This is a genomic window from Phyllobacterium sp. 22229 (assembly GCF_052056495.1).
GTDB classification, from domain to species: Bacteria; Pseudomonadota; Alphaproteobacteria; order Rhizobiales; family Rhizobiaceae; genus Phyllobacterium; species Phyllobacterium myrsinacearum.
The window spans coordinates 285,606-302,778 of the sequence record NZ_JBQEPA010000001.1 but is presented as its reverse complement, the minus strand read 5'-3'; the positions used below and the strand labels follow the sequence as shown (position 1 = coordinate 302,778).

Below are 17,173 nucleotides of genomic sequence, written 5' to 3'. Positions count from 1 at the left end.
CCATCTATGTGGTGATGAAGGTTTTGATGCCGTCGGCCACGAACTGCACCGCCAATGCCGCGAGGATGACGCCCAGAAGGCGTGTGAGGATCGAACGGCCTGTTTCACCCAGAAAGCGGTCGACGCGCTCAGCGAGGAAAAATACGACATAGGATGCGGCGATGCAGATCAGGATGATGCCGATCAGCGCCAGCCGCGAGGTTGGCTCGGACAAGGTGCCGGCAAGCAGGATTGTTGCCGAAATGGCGCCGGGCCCGGCAATCAGCGGAATGGCCAGCGGAAAGGCAGCGATGTTGCGGATATGGTCCTTGGTGATGGCGACCGTCGCGCTCTTCTCGTGGCGCTCCTGGCGCTTTTCGAAAATCATCTCGAAGGCGATCCAGAACAGGAGCAGGCCGCCCGCGATACGGAAGGCGCCGATGGTAATGCCGAACAGCGCCAGAATCTGCGCGCCCGCTATGGCGAAGATCGTCAGCACGACAAAGGCGGTGATGCTGGCACGCAGGGCGACCTGACCGCGCTCCTTGCGATTCATGCCCCTGGTCAGCGCCAGAAACAGCGGCGCCAGTCCCGGTGGATCGATCGTTACCATGAGGGTAACGAGCGCATTGAGCAGGGTGTCATAAAGCGCCACGATTTTGCTTTTCTTCTCTGATTGAAGCTGAGCCAGAGTAGCGGATTCGCGGTTAAGCGTCGATAAAGTTGGGATTTTGCAACCAAGTTTTTCACCGATTGAAATGAACTGTTGTATCCTATTGAAAACAAAGGGTTTTCAGCTGTGTATTGCGGTGCCTCCGGTTGGCTTTTGCCTTGAAAAGCCGCTATAAGATGAAGATTGATTCTATACGAAAGATGAGTGCCTCGTGTCTGAACTAACCCCACCATCCGGCCCAGAAGACGATAAACCAGGCGGAAATTTCGGCATTGAGCCCATTTCCATTATCGAGGAGATGCAAAGCTCCTATCTCTCCTATGCCATGAGCGTGATTGTCAGCCGCGCACTGCCCGACGTGCGTGACGGCCTGAAGCCAGTGCACCGGCGCATTCTGCATGCGATGAACGAAATGGGCCTGTCCTGGAACAGGTCCTACCGTAAATCTGCCGGTGTGGTCGGTGAAGTCATGGGTAAATACCATCCCCATGGCGACGCCTCGATCTATGACGCCCTGGTGCGCATGGCCCAGGACTGGTCGCTGCGCGATCCGCTGGTCGACGGGCAGGGCAATTTCGGCTCCATCGACGGCGATTCCCCGGCGGCGATGCGTTACACCGAGTGCCGTCTCGAAAAAGTGACGGAATCCTTGCTTGAGGATATCGACAAGGAAACGGTCGATTTCCAGGACAATTATGACGGCCGCGAACAGGAGCCGGTGGTTCTTCCCGCCCGTTTCCCCAACCTTCTGGTCAATGGCTCCGGCGGTATTGCCGTGGGCATGGCCACCAATGTTCCGCCGCACAATCTGGCTGAAGTGATCAATGGCTGCATTGCCCTGATCGACAATCCCGCCATCGATCTGCCGGAACTGATGGAAATCATTCCCGGTCCGGATTTCCCGACAGGCGGCATTATTCTCGGCCGTTCCGGCATTCATTCCGCCTACAGCACCGGCCGCGGCTCGATCCTGATGCGCGGCAAGGTCGCCATCGAGAGCATGCGCGGCGACCGCGAAGCCATCATCATCACCGAAGTGCCTTATCAGGTGAACAAGGCGACGATGATCGAAAAGATGGCTGATCTCGTGCGCGAAAAGCGCATCGAGGGCATTTCGGACATTCGCGATGAGTCAGACCGCGACGGTTACCGCGTGGTCGTCGAACTGAAGCGCGATGCCGTCGCCGATGTCATCGTCAACCAGCTCTATCGTTTCACCCCGCTGCAATCCTCGTTCGGCGCCAATATGGTGGCGCTCAATGGCGGCAAGCCGGGCCTGTTGAACCTGATGGATATCCTGCGCGCATTCGTTGCCTTCCGCGAGGAAGTGGTCAGCCGCCGCACGAAATTCCTGCTGCGCAAGGCGCGCGACCGCGCGCATGTGTTGGTCGGTCTGGCGATTGCCGTTGCCAATATCGACGAGATCATTGCGCTGATCCGCCAGGCGCCCGATCCTGCAACGGCGCGCGATCAGCTGATGGAGCGCCGCTGGCCTGCCAATGACGTGGCGCCGCTGATCACGCTGATTGCCGATCCGCGCCACACGCTCAATGACGACAATACCTACAATCTGTCGGAAGAGCAGGCACGCGCCATTCTCGATCTGCGCCTGCAGCGCCTGACCGCCCTCGGGCGCGATGAAATCGCCGATGAACTCAACAGGATCGGCGTTGAAATCAAGGATTATCTCGAAATCCTCGCATCGCGCCTGCGCATCATGACCATCGTCAAGGACGAACTTGCCGCCATCCGCGACGAGTTCGGCACACCCCGCCGCACGGAACTGACCGATGGCGGTGCAGATATGGACGACGAGGACCTGATCGCCCGGGAAGACATGGTCGTGACCGTCAGCCATGCCGGCTATATCAAGCGCGTGCCATTGACGACCTATCGCGCACAGCGCCGCGGCGGCAAGGGCCGCTCCGGCGTGACCATGAAGGACGAGGATTTCGTCACGCGGCTGTTCGTGGCCAACACCCACACGCCCATGCTGTTCTTCTCGTCGCGCGGCATTGTCTATAAGGAAAAGGTCTGGCGCCTGCCGATCGGCACGCCGCAGTCACGCGGCAAGGCACTGATCAACATGCTGCCGCTGGAGCAGGGCGAACGTATCACGACAATCATGCCGCTGCCCGAAGATGAGGCAAGCTGGACCAATCTCGACGTCATGTTTGCCACGACGCGCGGCACTGTGCGCCGCAACAAGCTCTCCGACTTCGTTCAGGTCAACCGCAACGGCAAGATTGCGATGAAGCTGGAAGAAGAGGGCGATGAGATCCTCGGCGTCGATACCTGCGATGAGTTCGACGATGTGCTTCTGACCGCTGCCGGCGGCCAGTGCATCCGCTTCCCGGTTACGGACGTGCGTGTGTTTGCCGGCCGTAATTCGATCGGCGTGCGCGGCATTACGCTGGCCCCGGGCGATACGCTGATCTCAATGGCTATCCTGGGGCACGTGGATGCAACACCAGCCGAACGTTCTGCCTATCTGAAGCAGGCGGCCGCCGACCGGCGTGCACAGGGTGCCGATGATGTCGAGGAAATCGCGCTGGTTGGCGAAGAAGCCACCGATGTGGCCGATCTCAATGCCGAGCGCTATGCCGAATTGCGTGACCGCGAGCAGACAGTCCTGACTGTCAGCGAATACGGCTACGGTAAGCGCTCGTCATCCTATGAATTCCGTGTCTCGGGACGCGGCGGCAAGGGCATTCGCGCCACCGATACGTCGAAGACCGACGAGATCGGCAAGCTTGTGTCGCTGTTCCCGGTCGAGGCTTCGGATCAGATCCTGCTGGTTTCGGATGGCGGCCAGCTCATCCGCGTGCCGGTCAACGGCATTCGTGTCGCCGGACGCTCCACCAAGGGCGTGACGATCTTCAATACGGCCGATGGTGAGAAGGTTGTTTCGGTCGAGCGGATTTCGGAAACCGACAGCGATGACGAAGAGCTCGAAGCAGTCATTCCCGCCGAAGGCGGAGCCGAGACGGCAGGGGAAAGCGGTTCTGACGAAAGTTAGAACCGCGGATGGTCGTTCTGACCGTTCATGGGATAAACACCGAAGCGGGATGTCTTAACTTTGGCTTCCCGCTTTTTGTTTTCTTCCAGCATCATGACGACGGCGGAAACCATCATTGCGATCATCATGCCTACACTCAGAAGTACAAACATCATTTATCCCTTCAATCTTCAGCTTTCCTATGGTTAACAACGCAGTAGGGGCCAAAAGGTTTCATTTACTGTGTTCTTTATAGTTGGCGGGAACTGAATGCTTGCTGATTACCCCGTTCATCTTCCGTTCATTTATCATGGAGGGAGCAGTGCTTCCGGCCATTGAAAGCGCCCGATAAAACGGTTAGGAGACGGTATGACAATCGCGATTTATGCCGGATCCTTCGACCCGATCACCAATGGACATATGGATGTCCTGCAGGGCTCGTTACGCCTTGCCGACAAGGTATTTGTCGCCATTGGCATTCATCCGGGCAAGGCGCCGCTGTTTTCCTTCGATGAGCGCGTGGACCTGATCAAACGGGTGGCTGCGGACGTTTTCGGCAAGGACAGCCAGCGGCTCGAGGTCATCTCCTTCGATGGCCTGCTGATCGATGCCGCCCGCAAACACGGGGCTTCGCTCATGGTGCGCGGCCTGCGGGACGGCACGGATCTCGATTATGAAATGCAGATGGCCGGCATGAACGGCACGATGGCGCCGGAACTGCAAACCGTGTTCCTGCCGGCTGATCCTTCGGTTCGCACGATTACTGCCACATTGGTTCGCCAGATTGCGGCCATGGGCGGCGACGTCCGGCATTTTGCTCCCGCTCTTGTCGCCGAGGCGCTCAGGGCCAAATTCAAATAGGGCTTTCTTCTCATCCCCATCCTTTGGAGACTTTCTTCATGTCCGTATTTCGCACTGCGCTTCTTGTGGCAGCCGTTTCTTCCCTGTCTTTTGCTGCTTTGACCCCAAGCTGGGCCGATGACCAGAACACCATGACGATCAAGCTGAAGGACGGCGACGTCAAGATCGAGCTGCGCCCTGACCTTGCCCCCAAGCATGTCGAGCAGATCAAGGCGCTGGCTAAGGAAGGCGCTTATAATAGCGTCGTGTTCCACCGCGTCATTCCCGGCTTCATGGCCCAGACCGGTGACGTGCAGTATGGCAACACCGAAAAGGGCTACAATCAGGCTGCCGCAGGAACCGGCGGCTCGAAGCGTCCGGACCTGCCAGCCGAATTCTCGAAGGAACCATTCGTGCGCGGCACCGTCGGCATGGCGCGCTCCTCCAACCCGAATTCCGCCAATTCCCAGTTCTTCATCATGTTCGACAAGGGCGCGTTCCTGAATGGCCAGTATACGGTCGTCGGCAAGGTGACGAGCGGCATGGAAGCCGTCGACAAGATCAAAAAAGGCAATGAAGCGCAGAATGGCGCCGTTGAAAATCCGGACAAGATGATCAAGGTCACTGTCGGTCCGGCAAAGTAGTCTAACAAAGGAGATGCCGGAAATGGCTTACAAAGATCCAGAAAACACGATCCTGCTCGAAACCACCAAGGGCAATGTCGTCATCGAACTCTATCCCGATCTCGCACCCGGCCATGTCGAGCGCATCAAGGAACTGGCACGCGAAGGCGCCTATGACGGCGTCGTCTTCCACCGCGTCATCGACGGGTTCATGGCCCAGACCGGCGACGTGAAGTTCGGCAAGAAGGGCGGCTCGTCCTTCAATCCATCGCGCGCCGGCATGGGTGGTTCGGAAAAGCCCGACCTGAAGGCAGAGTTCTCCAATGCCAATCATGGCCGCGGTGCTTGCTCGATGGCCCGTTCGCAGAACCCGAATTCCGCCAATTCCCAGTTCTTCATCTGCTTTGACGATGCGGGCTTCCTCAATCGCCAGTACACGGTTTGGGGCCAGGTCATCGAAGGCATGGACAATGTCGACAAGATCAAGCGCGGCGAGCCTGTGCAGGACCCGGATTCGATCATTTCCATGCGCGTTGCCGCAGACGCCGAATAAGATCGCATTGACAGACCATGCGTGTTGATCTTTTCGATTTTGATCTGCCGGAAGAAAACATCGCATTGAGACCTGCAGAGCCGCGCGATTCCGCGCGGCTTTTGCTTGTGAAGGCGGACAGTTCCGGATTTGACGACAGCAGCGTTCGCAATCTCGGCGATTTTCTGCGTCCCGGCGATGCTCTTGTTTTCAATGATACCAAGGTGATACCCGCACAACTTGAAGGGTTTCGCGAGCGCGAAGGCGTCACAGCCCAGATCAGCGCGACGCTGCACATGCGGGCGGGACCGGATCGCTGGAAAGCCTTTTTGCGTCCGGCAAAACGCATCAGGCAGGGCGAGCGGATCGATTTCGGCCACGGCAACAATGCCTGCCTGCTCGGGTCGTTGCAGGCGACCGTCGCCGAAAAGGGCGATGCGGGTGAAGCCTTGCTGGTGTTTGATTTTAGCGGCGCGGATCTCGATCAGGCCATCGCGGCGGTGGGGCATATTCCGTTGCCGCCCTATATCGCCTCCAAACGGGCCGAGGATGGCCGCGACAAGGAGGATTACCAGACTGTCTATGCCCGTGAGGAAGGTGCCGTTGCCGCACCGACTGCGGGACTGCATTTTACCGCCGGTCTGCTGGATGATCTGAAAAAGCGCGGCATCGAAGAGCATTTCGTCACGCTGCATGTGGGCGCGGGCACGTTCCTGCCGGTCAAAGCGGACGATACCGCAGACCACAAGATGCATGCGGAAATCGGCCATGTGGACCAGAAGACGGCGGATGCACTCAATGCGGTGAAGGCGCGGGGCGGGCGCATTGTCAGCGTCGGCACGACGTCGCTGCGTCTGCTTGAAAGCGCGACGGGTGACGACGGCATCATCCGGGCATGGTCGGGCCCGACGGATATTTTCATCACGCCGGGTTACAGGTTTAGGGCTGTCGATCTGCTGATGACCAATTTCCATCTGCCGAAATCCACCCTGTTCATGCTGGTTTCGGCCTTCAGCGGCTTTGAGCGCATGCACGCAGCCTATGCCTATGCGATCAAAAATCACTACCGCTTCTATTCCTATGGCGATGCAAGCCTGTTATGGCGATCCGCATCATGACAGAAAATTTCGAATTCAAGCTGATTGCAACCGATGGCAAGGCCCGGCGCGGTGAAATCACCATGCCGCGCGGCACTGTCCGCACACCCGCCTTCATGCCGGTTGGCACGGCCGGGACGGTCAAGGCCATGTATATGGACCAGGTTGCCGAGCTTGGCGCCGATATCATTCTCGGCAATACCTATCATCTGATGCTGCGCCCGAGCGCCGAACGGATTGCAAAACTGGGCGGCCTGCATGATTTTGCCCGCTGGCCCGGTCCGATCCTGACGGATTCCGGCGGTTTCCAGGTTATGTCGCTGGCGCAGCTGCGCAAGCTTGATGAAAAGGGCGTGACTTTCCGCTCGCATATCGATGGGCGTGCCCACGAGATGAGCCCGGAGCGCTCGATTGAAATCCAGGGGCTGCTCGACTCCGATATCCAGATGCAGCTCGATGAATGCGTGGCCCTGCCGGCAACGCCAAAGGATATCCAGCGCGCCATGGAATTGTCGCTGCGCTGGGCCGAGCGCTGCAAGACGGCATTCGGCACCCAGCCGGGCAAAGCCATGTTCGGCATCGTGCAGGGTGGCGATGTGCCGGATCTGCGCATCCGCTCGGCGCAGGCGCTGAAGGCGATGGACCTGAAGGGATATGCCGTCGGCGGTCTTGCGGTCGGCGAACCGCAGGAGGTCATGCTCGACATGCTGGATGTGACCTGTCCCGAGCTTCCCGAGGAAAAGCCGCGCTATCTCATGGGCGTCGGTACGCCCGACGACATCCTGAAATCCGTGGCGCGCGGCATCGATATGTTCGATTGCGTCATGCCGACACGGGCAGGGCGGCACGGCCTCGCCTTTACCCGCCGCGGCAAGGTCAATCTGCGCAATGCGCGCCATGCGGATGATCCGCGCCCGCTGGATGAGGAATCCCCATGCCCGGCCGCGCGCGATTACAGCCGCGCCTATCTGCATCATCTGGTCAAGTCGGGTGAAGCGCTGGGCGGCATGCTGCTGACATGGAACAATCTGGCCTATTACCAGCAGCACATGCAGGGTATCCGCGATGCCATCGAAGCAAAGCGCTTCGATGCTTTCAGCGCGGAAACCCAGGCCGCGTGGGCCGAGGGCGACATCAAGCCCTATGCGTGATCAGCTGCCAGCAGGCTGGGACGGCTTGTCGGGATCGCATGGCGCGAAGAGCTGACGCAGGCCGTCGATGGCGGCGATCTGGTCTTCGTGGGTGAGGGTGTCCATATCCAGCAGCTTCAAACTGCGCAAACCCTCGATGGTCAGGAAGGCGATGAGGGCCATGGTCGGATCCTCCGAGTTCTCCTTCATGCGATCCAGCAACTGCTTGTTGTAGCGGCGGATCGGATCGATGAAGCTCGGATCATTGGCAATGGCTGCCAGAATGCCCGACGGCTCCGGCTCATTGAGTACAAATTCAGCGCGATAGACCTCGATGCAGGCCTGAACAACACTGTTCACCTTGTGGTTGCGCCGTGCTTCCTGCATGCGCAGGGATTCGTCGAATTCAGCAACATGGTGTTCGACCAGTGCTTCCAGAAGCTTGGCCTTGGTCGGGAAGGTGTAGAGCAGGCCGCCCTTCGACAGCCCGGCGCGCCGTGCGACCGCATCAAGGGAGAGATGGACCGGACCAACCTCCATGGCAATTTCCGCAGCAGCCTGCAGAATCTTATCTTTGGTGGTGAGAGTGGCCGCCCGCATTCCGTTCCTTTTTCTACAACTTTGCGTCCATAAGGGATTCCGCTTCTATTGACTTTACCGTCCGGACGGTACAGTAAAGTGCGCGTGGCAATCAAGTCCACATCACGTTATTCTCATTTGACAGGCTAGCAACATACTTTGCTGGCCATTGTTTTGTTGCGGAGCGGTTCCTGATGATTAAGCGCTACATTCTACCCGTGATCATTCTCATTTTGGTCGTGGTGCTTGCCGGAGGGCTGGTCTGGTTCAACTATTTCCGCGACGGAATGATCAAGCAGTTCTTCGCAACCATGCAGCAGCCGGCACAATCCGTCTCAACCTACACGGTTGAGCCCGTTGTCTGGACGCCGAATATCGAAGCCATCGGTACCGTCAGCGCCATTCAGGGCGTGGAACTGGCCGTGGAAGTCGCTGGTATCGTCAAGGACATCCCGTTCACGGCCAATGATACCGTGGAGAAGGGCGCGCCGCTGCTGCAGCTGGATGACGCCATCGAAAAGGCCGATATCGTCGCCGCCAAGGCGCAGGACGTGCTGAACGACCAGACACTGGCCCGTGCCCGTACCCTGAATACACGCGGTGTCGGTGCGGAATCCAATGTGGATACGGCGCAGGCCGCTTCACTGGCCAAGAAGGCTGAGATTGCCAAGCTGGAAGCTGTCATGGAGCAGAAGCTGCTCAAGGCACCGTTCAAGGGCACGGTCGGCATTCCGCGCATCGAACTCGGCCAGTATCTGTCGCCGGGCACGGTGGTGGTGTCGCTGCAGGACCTGTCCACCATGCGTGTGGATTTCACCGTCAACGAACAGAACCTCAATCTGATCAAGATGGGGCAGCTGATCAAACTCAGCCTTTCGGACGCCGACAAGCCCTATGAAGGCCAGATCACCGCGATCGAACCGCGTATCGATCCATCGACCCGTCTGGTTTCGGTGCGCGCGAAGGTTGATAATCCGGAAGGCAAGTTGCGGCCCGGCCAGTTTGCGCAGGTGCGTGTCGAACTTCCCAAGGAAGAAGGCGTCTTCACCCTGCCGCAGACGGCACTCGTCTCCAGCCTCTATGGTGACTACATCTATGTCGTTCGTCCGGCACCCGACGCAGCCAAGCCGGCAGATGCGGCCAAGCCAGCCGATGCGGCAAAGCCTGCAACGGATGCAGCGAAGCCTGCTGACGCCGCCAAGCCTGATGCAGCTGCCGAGAAAAAAGAGCCCAAGCTTGTCGTTGCACAGGTTTTCGTCAAGCCCGGCCGCCGTTCCGGCCTCCTGGTTGAAATCACCAAGGGTCTGAACAAAGGCGACATCGTTGTGACAGCCGGTCAGAACCGTCTCAATCCCGGTTCGGTGGTCACAATCGTCAATGACGTGAACCCAGCAAACACAACCGATTCAGGACTGCCCAAGAAATGAATTTTTCAGAAGTTTTCATTCGCCGTCCCGTTCTATCGACGGTTGTCGCTTTGATGATCATTCTGCTTGGCGCGCAGGGTCTGACGAATCTGTCTATTCGTCAGTACCCCAAGGTCGAGGAAACGGCCATCACCGTCACGACGGCCTATGCCGGGGCAAGTGCCGATCTTATTCAGGGATTTATCTCTGCGCCCATCGCCAATGCCGTGACCACGACGGAAAACATTGACTATGTGACGTCGTCCTCGTCACCGTCGTCGAGCACCGTGACCGTTCACATGAAGCTTGGCTCCAATCCTGATGCGGCGTTGACCGAGGTCATTTCCAAGGTCAACCAGGTGCGCGGCAATCTGCCCAAGGAGGCGGATGATCCCGTTATCACCAAGGGTACGGGCCAGAATTTCGCGACGATGTATCTCGCCGTGCAAAACCCGAACATGACAAGCGAACAGATCACCGAATATCTGCAGCGCGTCATCCAGCCGCGCATGTCGACCATTCAGGGCGTTGCCAACGCGCAGATTCTGGGTGGTCAGGTGTTCTCGATGCGCGTCTGGATCGATCCGGTCAAGATGGCCGCGCATACGACGACGGCGTCCGAAGTGCTGGCTGCCATCAATCAGTCCAACTTCCTGTCGGCGCCGGGCAAGGTGCAAAACCTCTACACGGCGTCGCCGATTACGTTGAAGACCACATTGCAGACACCGGAAGCCTTCGGTGCCCTGCCGATCAAATCCGATGCCAAGAGCATCGTGCGCTTGCGTGATATCGCCCGGATCGAGCTTGGTGCGGTGAGCACGGATACGCGTGTGACCTTCAACGGTTCGAGCGGTACGTTTATCGGTATTTTCCCGACACCGTCGGCGAACCCGCTGGATATGACGGCCGCCGTGCGCAAGGAACTGCCGTCGATTCAGGCAACACTGCCGGACGGCATGACCATGATCATGCTTTACGATTCGACCGAACAGATCAGTTCGTCAGTCGACGAAGTGTACAAGACCATCGGTGAAGCCGTGCTCATCGTTGTTCTGGTGATCCTTCTGTTCCTGGGTTCGTTCCGCTCGGTCATCATTCCGGTGGTCACGATTCCGATTTCGCTGGTCGGCGTGTGCTTCTTCCTGTTCCTGCTGGGCTATTCGATCAACCTTCTCTCCCTGCTGGCGATGGTTCTGGCCATCGGTCTCGTCGTGGACGACGCGATCGTTGTTCTGGAAAACATCCATCGCCACATTGAAGAGGGGCTGAAGCCGCTCGATGCCTCGCTCAAGGGCATGCGGGAAATCACCGGACCGATCATCGCGATGACGATCACGCTTGCTGCCGTGTTCGCGCCGCTTGGTTTTACCGCCGGTCTTACCGGTGCGCTGTTTCGCGAATTCGCGTTCACGCTCGCCGGTGCGGTTATCATTTCCGGTGTCGCGGCTTTGACGGTTTCGCCGATGATGTGCGCGCTGTTGCTGAAACCCGGCAATCACAGCCGCTTCCAGCGCATCGTGGACAGAAGCTTCAGCTGGCTGGAAGGTGCCTATGAACGGCGCGTTGCCGGGTCGCTGGCCTTCCGTCCGGTGACATTGCTCATCGTTATCATTCTGGTGGCTTTGACAGGATTTCTGTTTACCAAAACGGCATCCGAACTGGCACCGGAAGAAGATGGCGGCTTCCTGGTATCGCTGGTCAATGCGCCGCAATATGCAACGACCGACTATACGCTGCTCTATGCCAACCAGATCGACGCTCTGACGAAGGATCTGCCGGAGCTTAAGGCCCGCTTCAACATTGCCGGCCTTGGCACGACGAATTCCGCCTTTGCCATCTGGGTGTTCAAGGATTGGTCACAGCGCACCAAGTCGCAGAAGCAGCTTCAGCAGGAACTGCAGAAGAGGATTGCGCCGGTGGCGGGTGCGCAGGCCTACATCTTTGCCCTGCCGACCCTTCCGGGCAGCGGCGGCGGCTTGCCGATCTCCGTGGTCCTTCAATCAACCGGTCCAGCGGACAAGGTGTTTGAAATTTCCGAAGAGGTGAAGCGCCAGGCTCAGGCGTCGGGCAAGTTCATTGTCGTGCAGAATTCCCTGTCCTTCAATGCGCCACAGACGACGGTAACGATTGACCGCGACCGCGCGGCAGCGCTGGGCGTGCCGGTGAGCGACATCGGCCAGACGCTTGGTCTGCTTGTCGGCGGCGGCAAGATTGCCAAGTTCGACCGCGATTCCAACAGTTATGACATCATTCCGCAGGTGCCGCAGGATTTCAGATCCAATCCTGAAAGCCTCGGCCAGTATTTTGTCAAAAGCGCTTCGGGTGACATGGTGCCGTTGTCGGCCGTGGTCAAAATCGTGCAGAACGCGGCTCCGGCAGCCATCGAGCAGTTCAACCAGCTGAACTCGGCGACGATCTCGGCTTTGCCGATGCCTGGTGTGTCGACCGGTGAAGGCCTGCAGACGGTCATCAATACGGCGCGTCCGTTGATGCCGGATGGGTTCTTCCTGGATTACATCGGCCAGTCGCGCCTGGAAATCACCCAGGGCAACACGATCCTCATTGCGTTCATTCTGGCTGTTGTCGTGATCTACCTGGTGCTTGCGGCGCAGTTCGAAAGCTTCCGCGATCCGTTCATCATCATGATGTCGGTGCCCTTGTCGATCTTCGGTGCGATTGTTCCGCTGAACATGGGGCTGGGAACGCTGAACATCTACACGCAGGTGGGGCTGATCACGCTGGTCGGGCTGATTACCAAGCACGGCATTCTCATGGTGGAATTTGCCAACCAGCAGCGGGAACTGCATGGGATATCGCGGCATGATGCGATCATTCTGGCCGCCAAGACCCGTCTTCGCCCGATCCTGATGACGACGGCCGCCATGGCGCTCGGCGTTATCCCGCTGATCACGGCGACCGGTGCGGGTGCCGCGGCCCGTTACTCCATCGGTCTGGTGATTTTCTCCGGCATCCTGGTTGGAACGATCTTCACGCTCTTCGTCGTGCCGATGTTCTACACCTTCATTTCGCACAAGGATCATAAGGCTGAGCCAGCCGCGGCGCCTGTGCCAAACGGGGATGCCCAGTTCGGCCGCACCTGACCGGTTGAACGCTGCCCAACAAAAAGCCTCCGAACCTTGCCGGTTCGGAGGCTTTGCCGTTTCAATACCCTGGTTCGTCAGGCTCGCTTAACGGCGCGAAGGATGATGAGGAGGATAACGGCGCCGATTGTCGCCGAAATAACGGCGCCCAGAATTCCGGCACCCAGCGATATGCCCAGACGCGGCAGGAGATATCCCGCTATGAATGCGCCGATGACGCCGATGATCAGATCGCCGATGAGACCAAAGCCGCCGCCACTGACGAGCTGACTCGCCAGCCACCCGGCGATCAGTCCCACCAACAGGAAAATAAGAAGTGATTCTCCACCCATAGTCGTCTCTCCACATGCCGGTTGCGTTACGATGGTCCTGCAGACCGTGGATGCCGCTCTTCATGGGCGATCCGGGATCGGCCGTAGAATCATCACAAGGATTTTACGATGGGAAATGTGTTTTGGATAATTAAACTTGTAGGGACGGCAGTTTGATACCGCAATATATGGTGCATAGATGCCATCTGACCGGCAAAAAGCGCACGATCACGCGGAAATCATTGGATCTTCCAGGGCCTGCCCAAATGGGAGGAAAAAAGCTGGCTAGGCGCCAAAAAAGCTATGCCGGCTATGGTTTCCCATGACCGGCATAGTTGCAGGCAATTGAAGAATTGCGCGACAGGAAGATTACTTCTTGGCAGCGGCTTTCTTGGCAACGGCCTTCTTGTGTGCCTTGTGCTTATGGGTCTTCTTAACAACGTGCTTCTTTGCAGTGTGCTTGGCAGCAGTTGCCGTTGCGGCTGCCGGTGCAGCAGCAGTAGCGGCGTTGGCGCTGGAAGCTGTCAGAACTGGAGCCGAAACAGCGAGAGCAATAGCAAGGCCGAGAGCTGTGTAGAGGGACTTTTTCATAGGTCAGTTTCCTTTTGATAGGGGCTCATGGGACACAGCCGATCAGTCATCAATCGGCTGCACACCGAGCAGTTTCAACGCTTGCGCGAACGTTCTGATGCCCTGTGCCTGCTTGTTGCTTGCACAGAACCTTGTTGCCTTGCGTTGAAGTGCTCTCGCCTTGGCTGCCCGTTTTGCCTCGGCGTGTTCGGTGATGGCTTGTTGAGTTTGCTGCTGGAGTTTGCTGCAAAGCTCGGACCGGGTCAGCGTTTCGTCAGCCATCGACAGGTCGACCGGGGCAGCGGCATAGAGCGCGCCGGTCAGAACGAGTGTCGATATGGTCAGGACGTTGCGCATAAAACCCTTTGGCGTTCCAAGTGTTGTCCTGTTCAGTGATTGCGAACAGGTCCGGTGTGCCTGTTATCGGGCATGACTATTGCGCGGGTTTTTCCGCTCTGTAGTGTTTTGTTTCTGGATTGTTTCTGAAAACGGGAAGCGGCGTTAAATCGCCGGGAAGTGATGGAGAGCGGCTGGTCAATGCGGATTTCGGCCTTTATCTTGTTGCCGGATAATCAAAGATGGGCCTGTCACGTTGAAAGAGTCGCATGAAATCTGAGCCGCATATCCTGATTGTCGATGATGACGATGCCATTCGCGATCTGCTGCATGAGTTTCTGAAGAAGCGCGGCATGCGCGTTTCCGTCGCCAGGGACAGTGAAGAGATGCAGGCCATCTTTTCGCGCACGCCCGTCGACCTGCTCATTCTCGACGTGATGCTGCCGGGCAAGAGCGGCATGGAGATCTGCAGGGATATCCGCATGCATTCGCGCGTGCCGATCATCATGCTGACGGCGATCACGGAAACCACGGACCGCGTTGTCGGTCTTGAGATGGGCGCGGACGACTATGTATCGAAGCCGTTTGATCCGCGCGAACTGCTGGCACGGGTGAGGGCGGTTCTGCGCCGCCTGGATGGACCGGGTCCGGACAGGCGGATCGAGCCGCAGGTCTACAAGTTTGCCGGATGGACGATGGATTGCTCGCGCCGCAGGCTGGTGTCGCCCGACAATGTGCGGGTGGAACTGACCAGCGGTGAGTTCAACCTGCTGGAAACGCTGGTCAAGAGCGCCCAGCGCATGCTCAGCCGCGACCAGCTGCTGGAACTTGCCGGAAGCAATGTCGCTTACGGATATGATCGCAGCATCGATATTCTGATCAGCCGTCTGCGGCGCAAGATGGAAGACGATCCGCGCTCGCCGAAACTGATCCTGACCATTCGCGGCGGCGGTTATCAGTTTGTGCCGGAAGTCGTGGCCGAATGAAGCGGTTTCTGCCCCAGTCCCTGCCAAGCTGGATCCTGCTGATCCTGATTGCGGGACTGATCACCACGCAGATCGCGACGCTGTCCATCGTTTCGCGTGACCGCAATGAAGGCAACAACATCCTTGAACTGTTTCGCCTGAGCGAACGTGCCTATACGCTGGTCAAGCTGCTCTACGCCGCGCCGCCGCCGGAGCGCACCCGGCTTGCCGGTGCGATGACGAACGCATCCAGCCCGCTCTATATGGCCGATGAGCCGGCTGTGACATCGGCCATTGCATCCGATGACAACCTGGCAGAGCTCGAGGACGTTCTTGTCGCACGGTTTTCGGCCTTCGGCGTAACGGATGCGCGGGTGCGCCGCGAATCGCCCAACGTCACACGCGAAACCGATACGGATTCCAGCACGCCCGGTGCGGATGTCGGCATTGTCGAAAAGCAGCTGTCGGCGCTCGCGCAGGATTTCAGCAAGAGCGGCGGCCTGGTCGCCTCCATTGAATTCAGCGATGGCCAATGGCTGAATTTCGTAACGCCGGTATCGCCCATCGATCCGATCCTCACCGTGCAGACGCTGCCATTGTTCGGCGCTGTTGCGGCCATCGTCATCATCCTGTCGATCTGGGCCATGCGCCGCCTGACTGCGCCGTACCGCGCGCTGGAAAACGCGGTCAAACGCATCGGCGAGGATGTCAAAATTCCGCCGCTGCCGGAATTCGGCAGCACCGAGTACAGATCGGCGGCGCGGGCGGTCAATGCCATGCAGGCGCAACTGCGCGAATACGTTGCCGACCGTGAACAGTTGGCGGCGGCGCTCGCCCATGACCTGCGCACGCCATTGACCCGCATCCGCCTGCGTCTCGAATTGCTGCGAAAATCCCAATTGCGCCAGTCGCTGATGCAGGATCTCAACGATATCGAAGCAATTTCCCGCTCGGTCATTGATTTCGCCACCTATGAGGTGGTCGATGAGGAGCAGGAGAAGATCGATTTCTGGTCTCTGGTCGACTCGATCGTCGATAATTATCCGCAGGTGACGTTTGAGAAGAAGGGCATCGGCTCGCGCAAGCTGATCTGCACCGGCCGGCCGATTGCCTTGCGCCGGTGTGTCACCAATCTGATCGACAATGCGGTGGCCTATGGCGAACGGGCCGATGTCAGTCTGAATCTGGCTGGCAACGACATTGTCCTTGTCATCAAGGATCATGGCCCCGGCATCCCGCAGGCCAAGCTGGACGAGGTGTTTCAGCCATTCCGGCGGGTGGAGGGGTCGCGCAACCGGCAAACCGGCGGGTTTGGTCTTGGCCTGACCATTGCCCGCAACATTGCCCGGCGCAGCGGCGGCGATATCAAGCTTGAAAACGATCCGGAGGGCGGATTGCGGGCGGAGCTGACAATTCCTCTGGCATCCTGACGCCTATTCTTCGGTCAGTACAAAGGACTGGATATCGTCAAAGACAGCGTTCCAGTCCTGTTCGCCGATCTCCATGAAGCCGAAGAAGCGCAGCATGAAAACGCCTTCCGTGGCAATGAAGGCGATGCGCGCGCGGCGGCCCGCTTCGGTGGACAGGTCGAAATCCGCCATTCTAGTCTTGTACCAGGCGCGGGTGCTGGCAAGGTGCTCCGGCGTCTGGATCAGGGACGACATCAGGCTTGCCGCCTTGGCGTTGGAGCTTTCGTCGCCTTTGCGCGTCGCCTCCAAATGGGCGCGGATCGGCGAAACCGGGGTTCCCTGGGTCAACTGCACGACTTCCGCATCATAGGCTTCACCCCAGCGTTCCAGCATCGCATCGATAAGGGCGCCCTTGGTGCCGAAGCAATATTGCACACCGCCCTTGGTGATGCCCGCCGCTTTCGCAACCGCGTCGATGGTGAGCGCCGCAGCGCCCACCTTGCTCACTACGGCTTCTGCCGCATCGAGTACCTTGCCTCGATCAATCGTGCGTTTCCGGCCCAAAACAGTCTTCCTCTTCCATTTCAATACGAACGTATTTATATAGTGCGCGATGCAGCGATG

General features: G+C 58.5%; 17 protein-coding genes. 10 read left to right on the top strand and 7 right to left on the bottom strand.

Annotated features, from left to right (window positions below):
• Positions 1 to 4: 4 nt before the first annotated feature.
• Positions 5 to 634 carry a MarC family protein gene (locus ACTJJ7_RS01510; RefSeq protein ID WP_105732717.1) on the bottom strand — a complete coding sequence of 210 codons (630 nt, stop codon included), beginning with the start codon at positions 632 to 634 and terminating at the stop codon, positions 5 to 7.
• Between the two features lie 316 nt (positions 635 to 950).
• Between ACTJJ7_RS01510 and gyrA the strand changes: the two genes are divergently transcribed.
• Complete coding sequence (gyrA, locus tag ACTJJ7_RS01505; RefSeq protein ID WP_245421013.1) at positions 951 to 3,671, top strand: DNA gyrase subunit A; 2,721 nt, start codon at positions 951 to 953, stop codon at positions 3,669 to 3,671.
• Here gyrA and ACTJJ7_RS01500 read toward each other — a convergent pair.
• Positions 3,668 to 3,826, bottom strand: coding sequence for a hypothetical protein (locus ACTJJ7_RS01500; protein WP_162800146.1), 159 nt, complete (start codon positions 3,824 to 3,826; stop codon positions 3,668 to 3,670). The two genes, gyrA and ACTJJ7_RS01500, sit on opposite strands and share 4 nt — an antisense overlap.
• 193 nt (positions 3,827 to 4,019) lie before the next feature.
• On the opposite strand from ACTJJ7_RS01500, the gene coaD reads away from it, so the two are divergent.
• From coaD to tgt, 5 genes are read left to right on the top strand one after another with little or no spacing between them, the layout of a single operon-like run.
• Positions 4,020 to 4,511 (top strand): pantetheine-phosphate adenylyltransferase, encoded by a 492-nt coding sequence (gene coaD, locus ACTJJ7_RS01495; RefSeq protein WP_105732719.1) that lies wholly within the window; start codon positions 4,020 to 4,022, stop codon positions 4,509 to 4,511.
• 38 nt (positions 4,512 to 4,549) lie between these two features.
• Complete coding sequence (locus tag ACTJJ7_RS01490) at positions 4,550 to 5,134, top strand: peptidylprolyl isomerase (protein WP_105732720.1); 585 nt, start codon at positions 4,550 to 4,552, stop codon at positions 5,132 to 5,134.
• A 22-nt stretch (positions 5,135 to 5,156) separates the two neighbouring features.
• Entirely contained in the window at positions 5,157 to 5,666 is a 510-nt protein-coding gene (locus ACTJJ7_RS01485; RefSeq protein WP_440964955.1) for a peptidylprolyl isomerase, read from the top strand.
• 17 nt (positions 5,667 to 5,683) lie between these two features.
• Entirely contained in the window at positions 5,684 to 6,763 is a 1,080-nt protein-coding gene (gene queA / locus ACTJJ7_RS01480; protein WP_440964953.1) for a tRNA preQ1(34) S-adenosylmethionine ribosyltransferase-isomerase QueA, read from the top strand.
• Positions 6,760 to 7,893: a tRNA guanosine(34) transglycosylase Tgt gene (gene tgt / locus ACTJJ7_RS01475; protein ID WP_440964951.1), complete on the top strand. Its 1,134-nt coding sequence runs from the start codon at positions 6,760 to 6,762 to the stop codon at positions 7,891 to 7,893. Before queA ends, tgt begins: the two co-directional genes overlap by 4 nt.
• On the opposite strand, the gene ACTJJ7_RS01470 is transcribed toward tgt, so the two are convergent.
• Positions 7,894 to 8,472 carry a TetR/AcrR family transcriptional regulator gene (locus tag ACTJJ7_RS01470; RefSeq protein ID WP_440964949.1) on the bottom strand — a complete coding sequence of 193 codons (579 nt, stop codon included), beginning with the start codon at positions 8,470 to 8,472 and terminating at the stop codon, positions 7,894 to 7,896.
• Between the two features lie 173 nt (positions 8,473 to 8,645).
• Here ACTJJ7_RS01470 and ACTJJ7_RS01465 point away from each other — a divergent pair, with 173 nt between their 5' ends.
• Positions 8,646 to 9,878 (top strand): efflux RND transporter periplasmic adaptor subunit, encoded by a 1,233-nt coding sequence (locus ACTJJ7_RS01465; RefSeq protein ID WP_440964947.1) that lies wholly within the window; start codon positions 8,646 to 8,648, stop codon positions 9,876 to 9,878.
• Complete coding sequence (locus tag ACTJJ7_RS01460) at positions 9,875 to 12,958, top strand: efflux RND transporter permease subunit (protein ID WP_105732725.1); 3,084 nt, start codon at positions 9,875 to 9,877, stop codon at positions 12,956 to 12,958. Before ACTJJ7_RS01465 ends, ACTJJ7_RS01460 begins: the two co-directional genes overlap by 4 nt.
• Before the next feature lie 77 nt (positions 12,959 to 13,035).
• Here ACTJJ7_RS01460 and ACTJJ7_RS01455 read toward each other — a convergent pair whose 3' ends face one another.
• The 3 genes from ACTJJ7_RS01455 to ACTJJ7_RS01445 form a co-directional block, all read right to left on the bottom strand.
• Positions 13,036 to 13,290: a GlsB/YeaQ/YmgE family stress response membrane protein gene (locus tag ACTJJ7_RS01455; RefSeq protein ID WP_105732726.1), complete on the bottom strand. Its 255-nt coding sequence runs from the start codon at positions 13,288 to 13,290 to the stop codon at positions 13,036 to 13,038.
• Between the two features lie 348 nt (positions 13,291 to 13,638).
• Positions 13,639 to 13,860: a hypothetical protein gene (locus ACTJJ7_RS01450; protein ID WP_105732727.1), complete on the bottom strand. Its 222-nt coding sequence runs from the start codon at positions 13,858 to 13,860 to the stop codon at positions 13,639 to 13,641.
• A gap of 42 nt (positions 13,861 to 13,902) precedes the next feature.
• Positions 13,903 to 14,196: an FKBP-type peptidyl-prolyl cis-trans isomerase N-terminal domain-containing protein gene (locus tag ACTJJ7_RS01445; protein WP_110003303.1), complete on the bottom strand. Its 294-nt coding sequence runs from the start codon at positions 14,194 to 14,196 to the stop codon at positions 13,903 to 13,905.
• A gap of 248 nt (positions 14,197 to 14,444) precedes the next feature.
• Here ACTJJ7_RS01445 and ACTJJ7_RS01440 point away from each other — a divergent pair, with 248 nt between their 5' ends.
• Both ACTJJ7_RS01440 and ACTJJ7_RS01435 read left to right on the top strand, forming a co-directional pair.
• On the top strand, positions 14,445 to 15,161 hold the full coding sequence (locus ACTJJ7_RS01440; RefSeq protein ID WP_105732728.1) for a response regulator: 717 nt from the start codon (positions 14,445 to 14,447) through the stop codon (positions 15,159 to 15,161).
• The gene (locus ACTJJ7_RS01435) at positions 15,158 to 16,570 is read left to right on the top strand and encodes an ATP-binding protein (RefSeq protein ID WP_440964943.1); all 1,413 of its coding nucleotides are present in this window, start codon (positions 15,158 to 15,160) and stop codon (positions 16,568 to 16,570) included. Before ACTJJ7_RS01440 ends, ACTJJ7_RS01435 begins: the two co-directional genes overlap by 4 nt.
• Before the next feature lie 3 nt (positions 16,571 to 16,573).
• Here the strand turns inward: ACTJJ7_RS01435 and ACTJJ7_RS01430 are convergent, their stop codons facing one another.
• Positions 16,574 to 17,113: a TetR/AcrR family transcriptional regulator gene (locus ACTJJ7_RS01430; RefSeq protein ID WP_105732730.1), complete on the bottom strand. Its 540-nt coding sequence runs from the start codon at positions 17,111 to 17,113 to the stop codon at positions 16,574 to 16,576.
• Between the last annotated feature and the right edge of the window lie 60 nt (positions 17,114 to 17,173).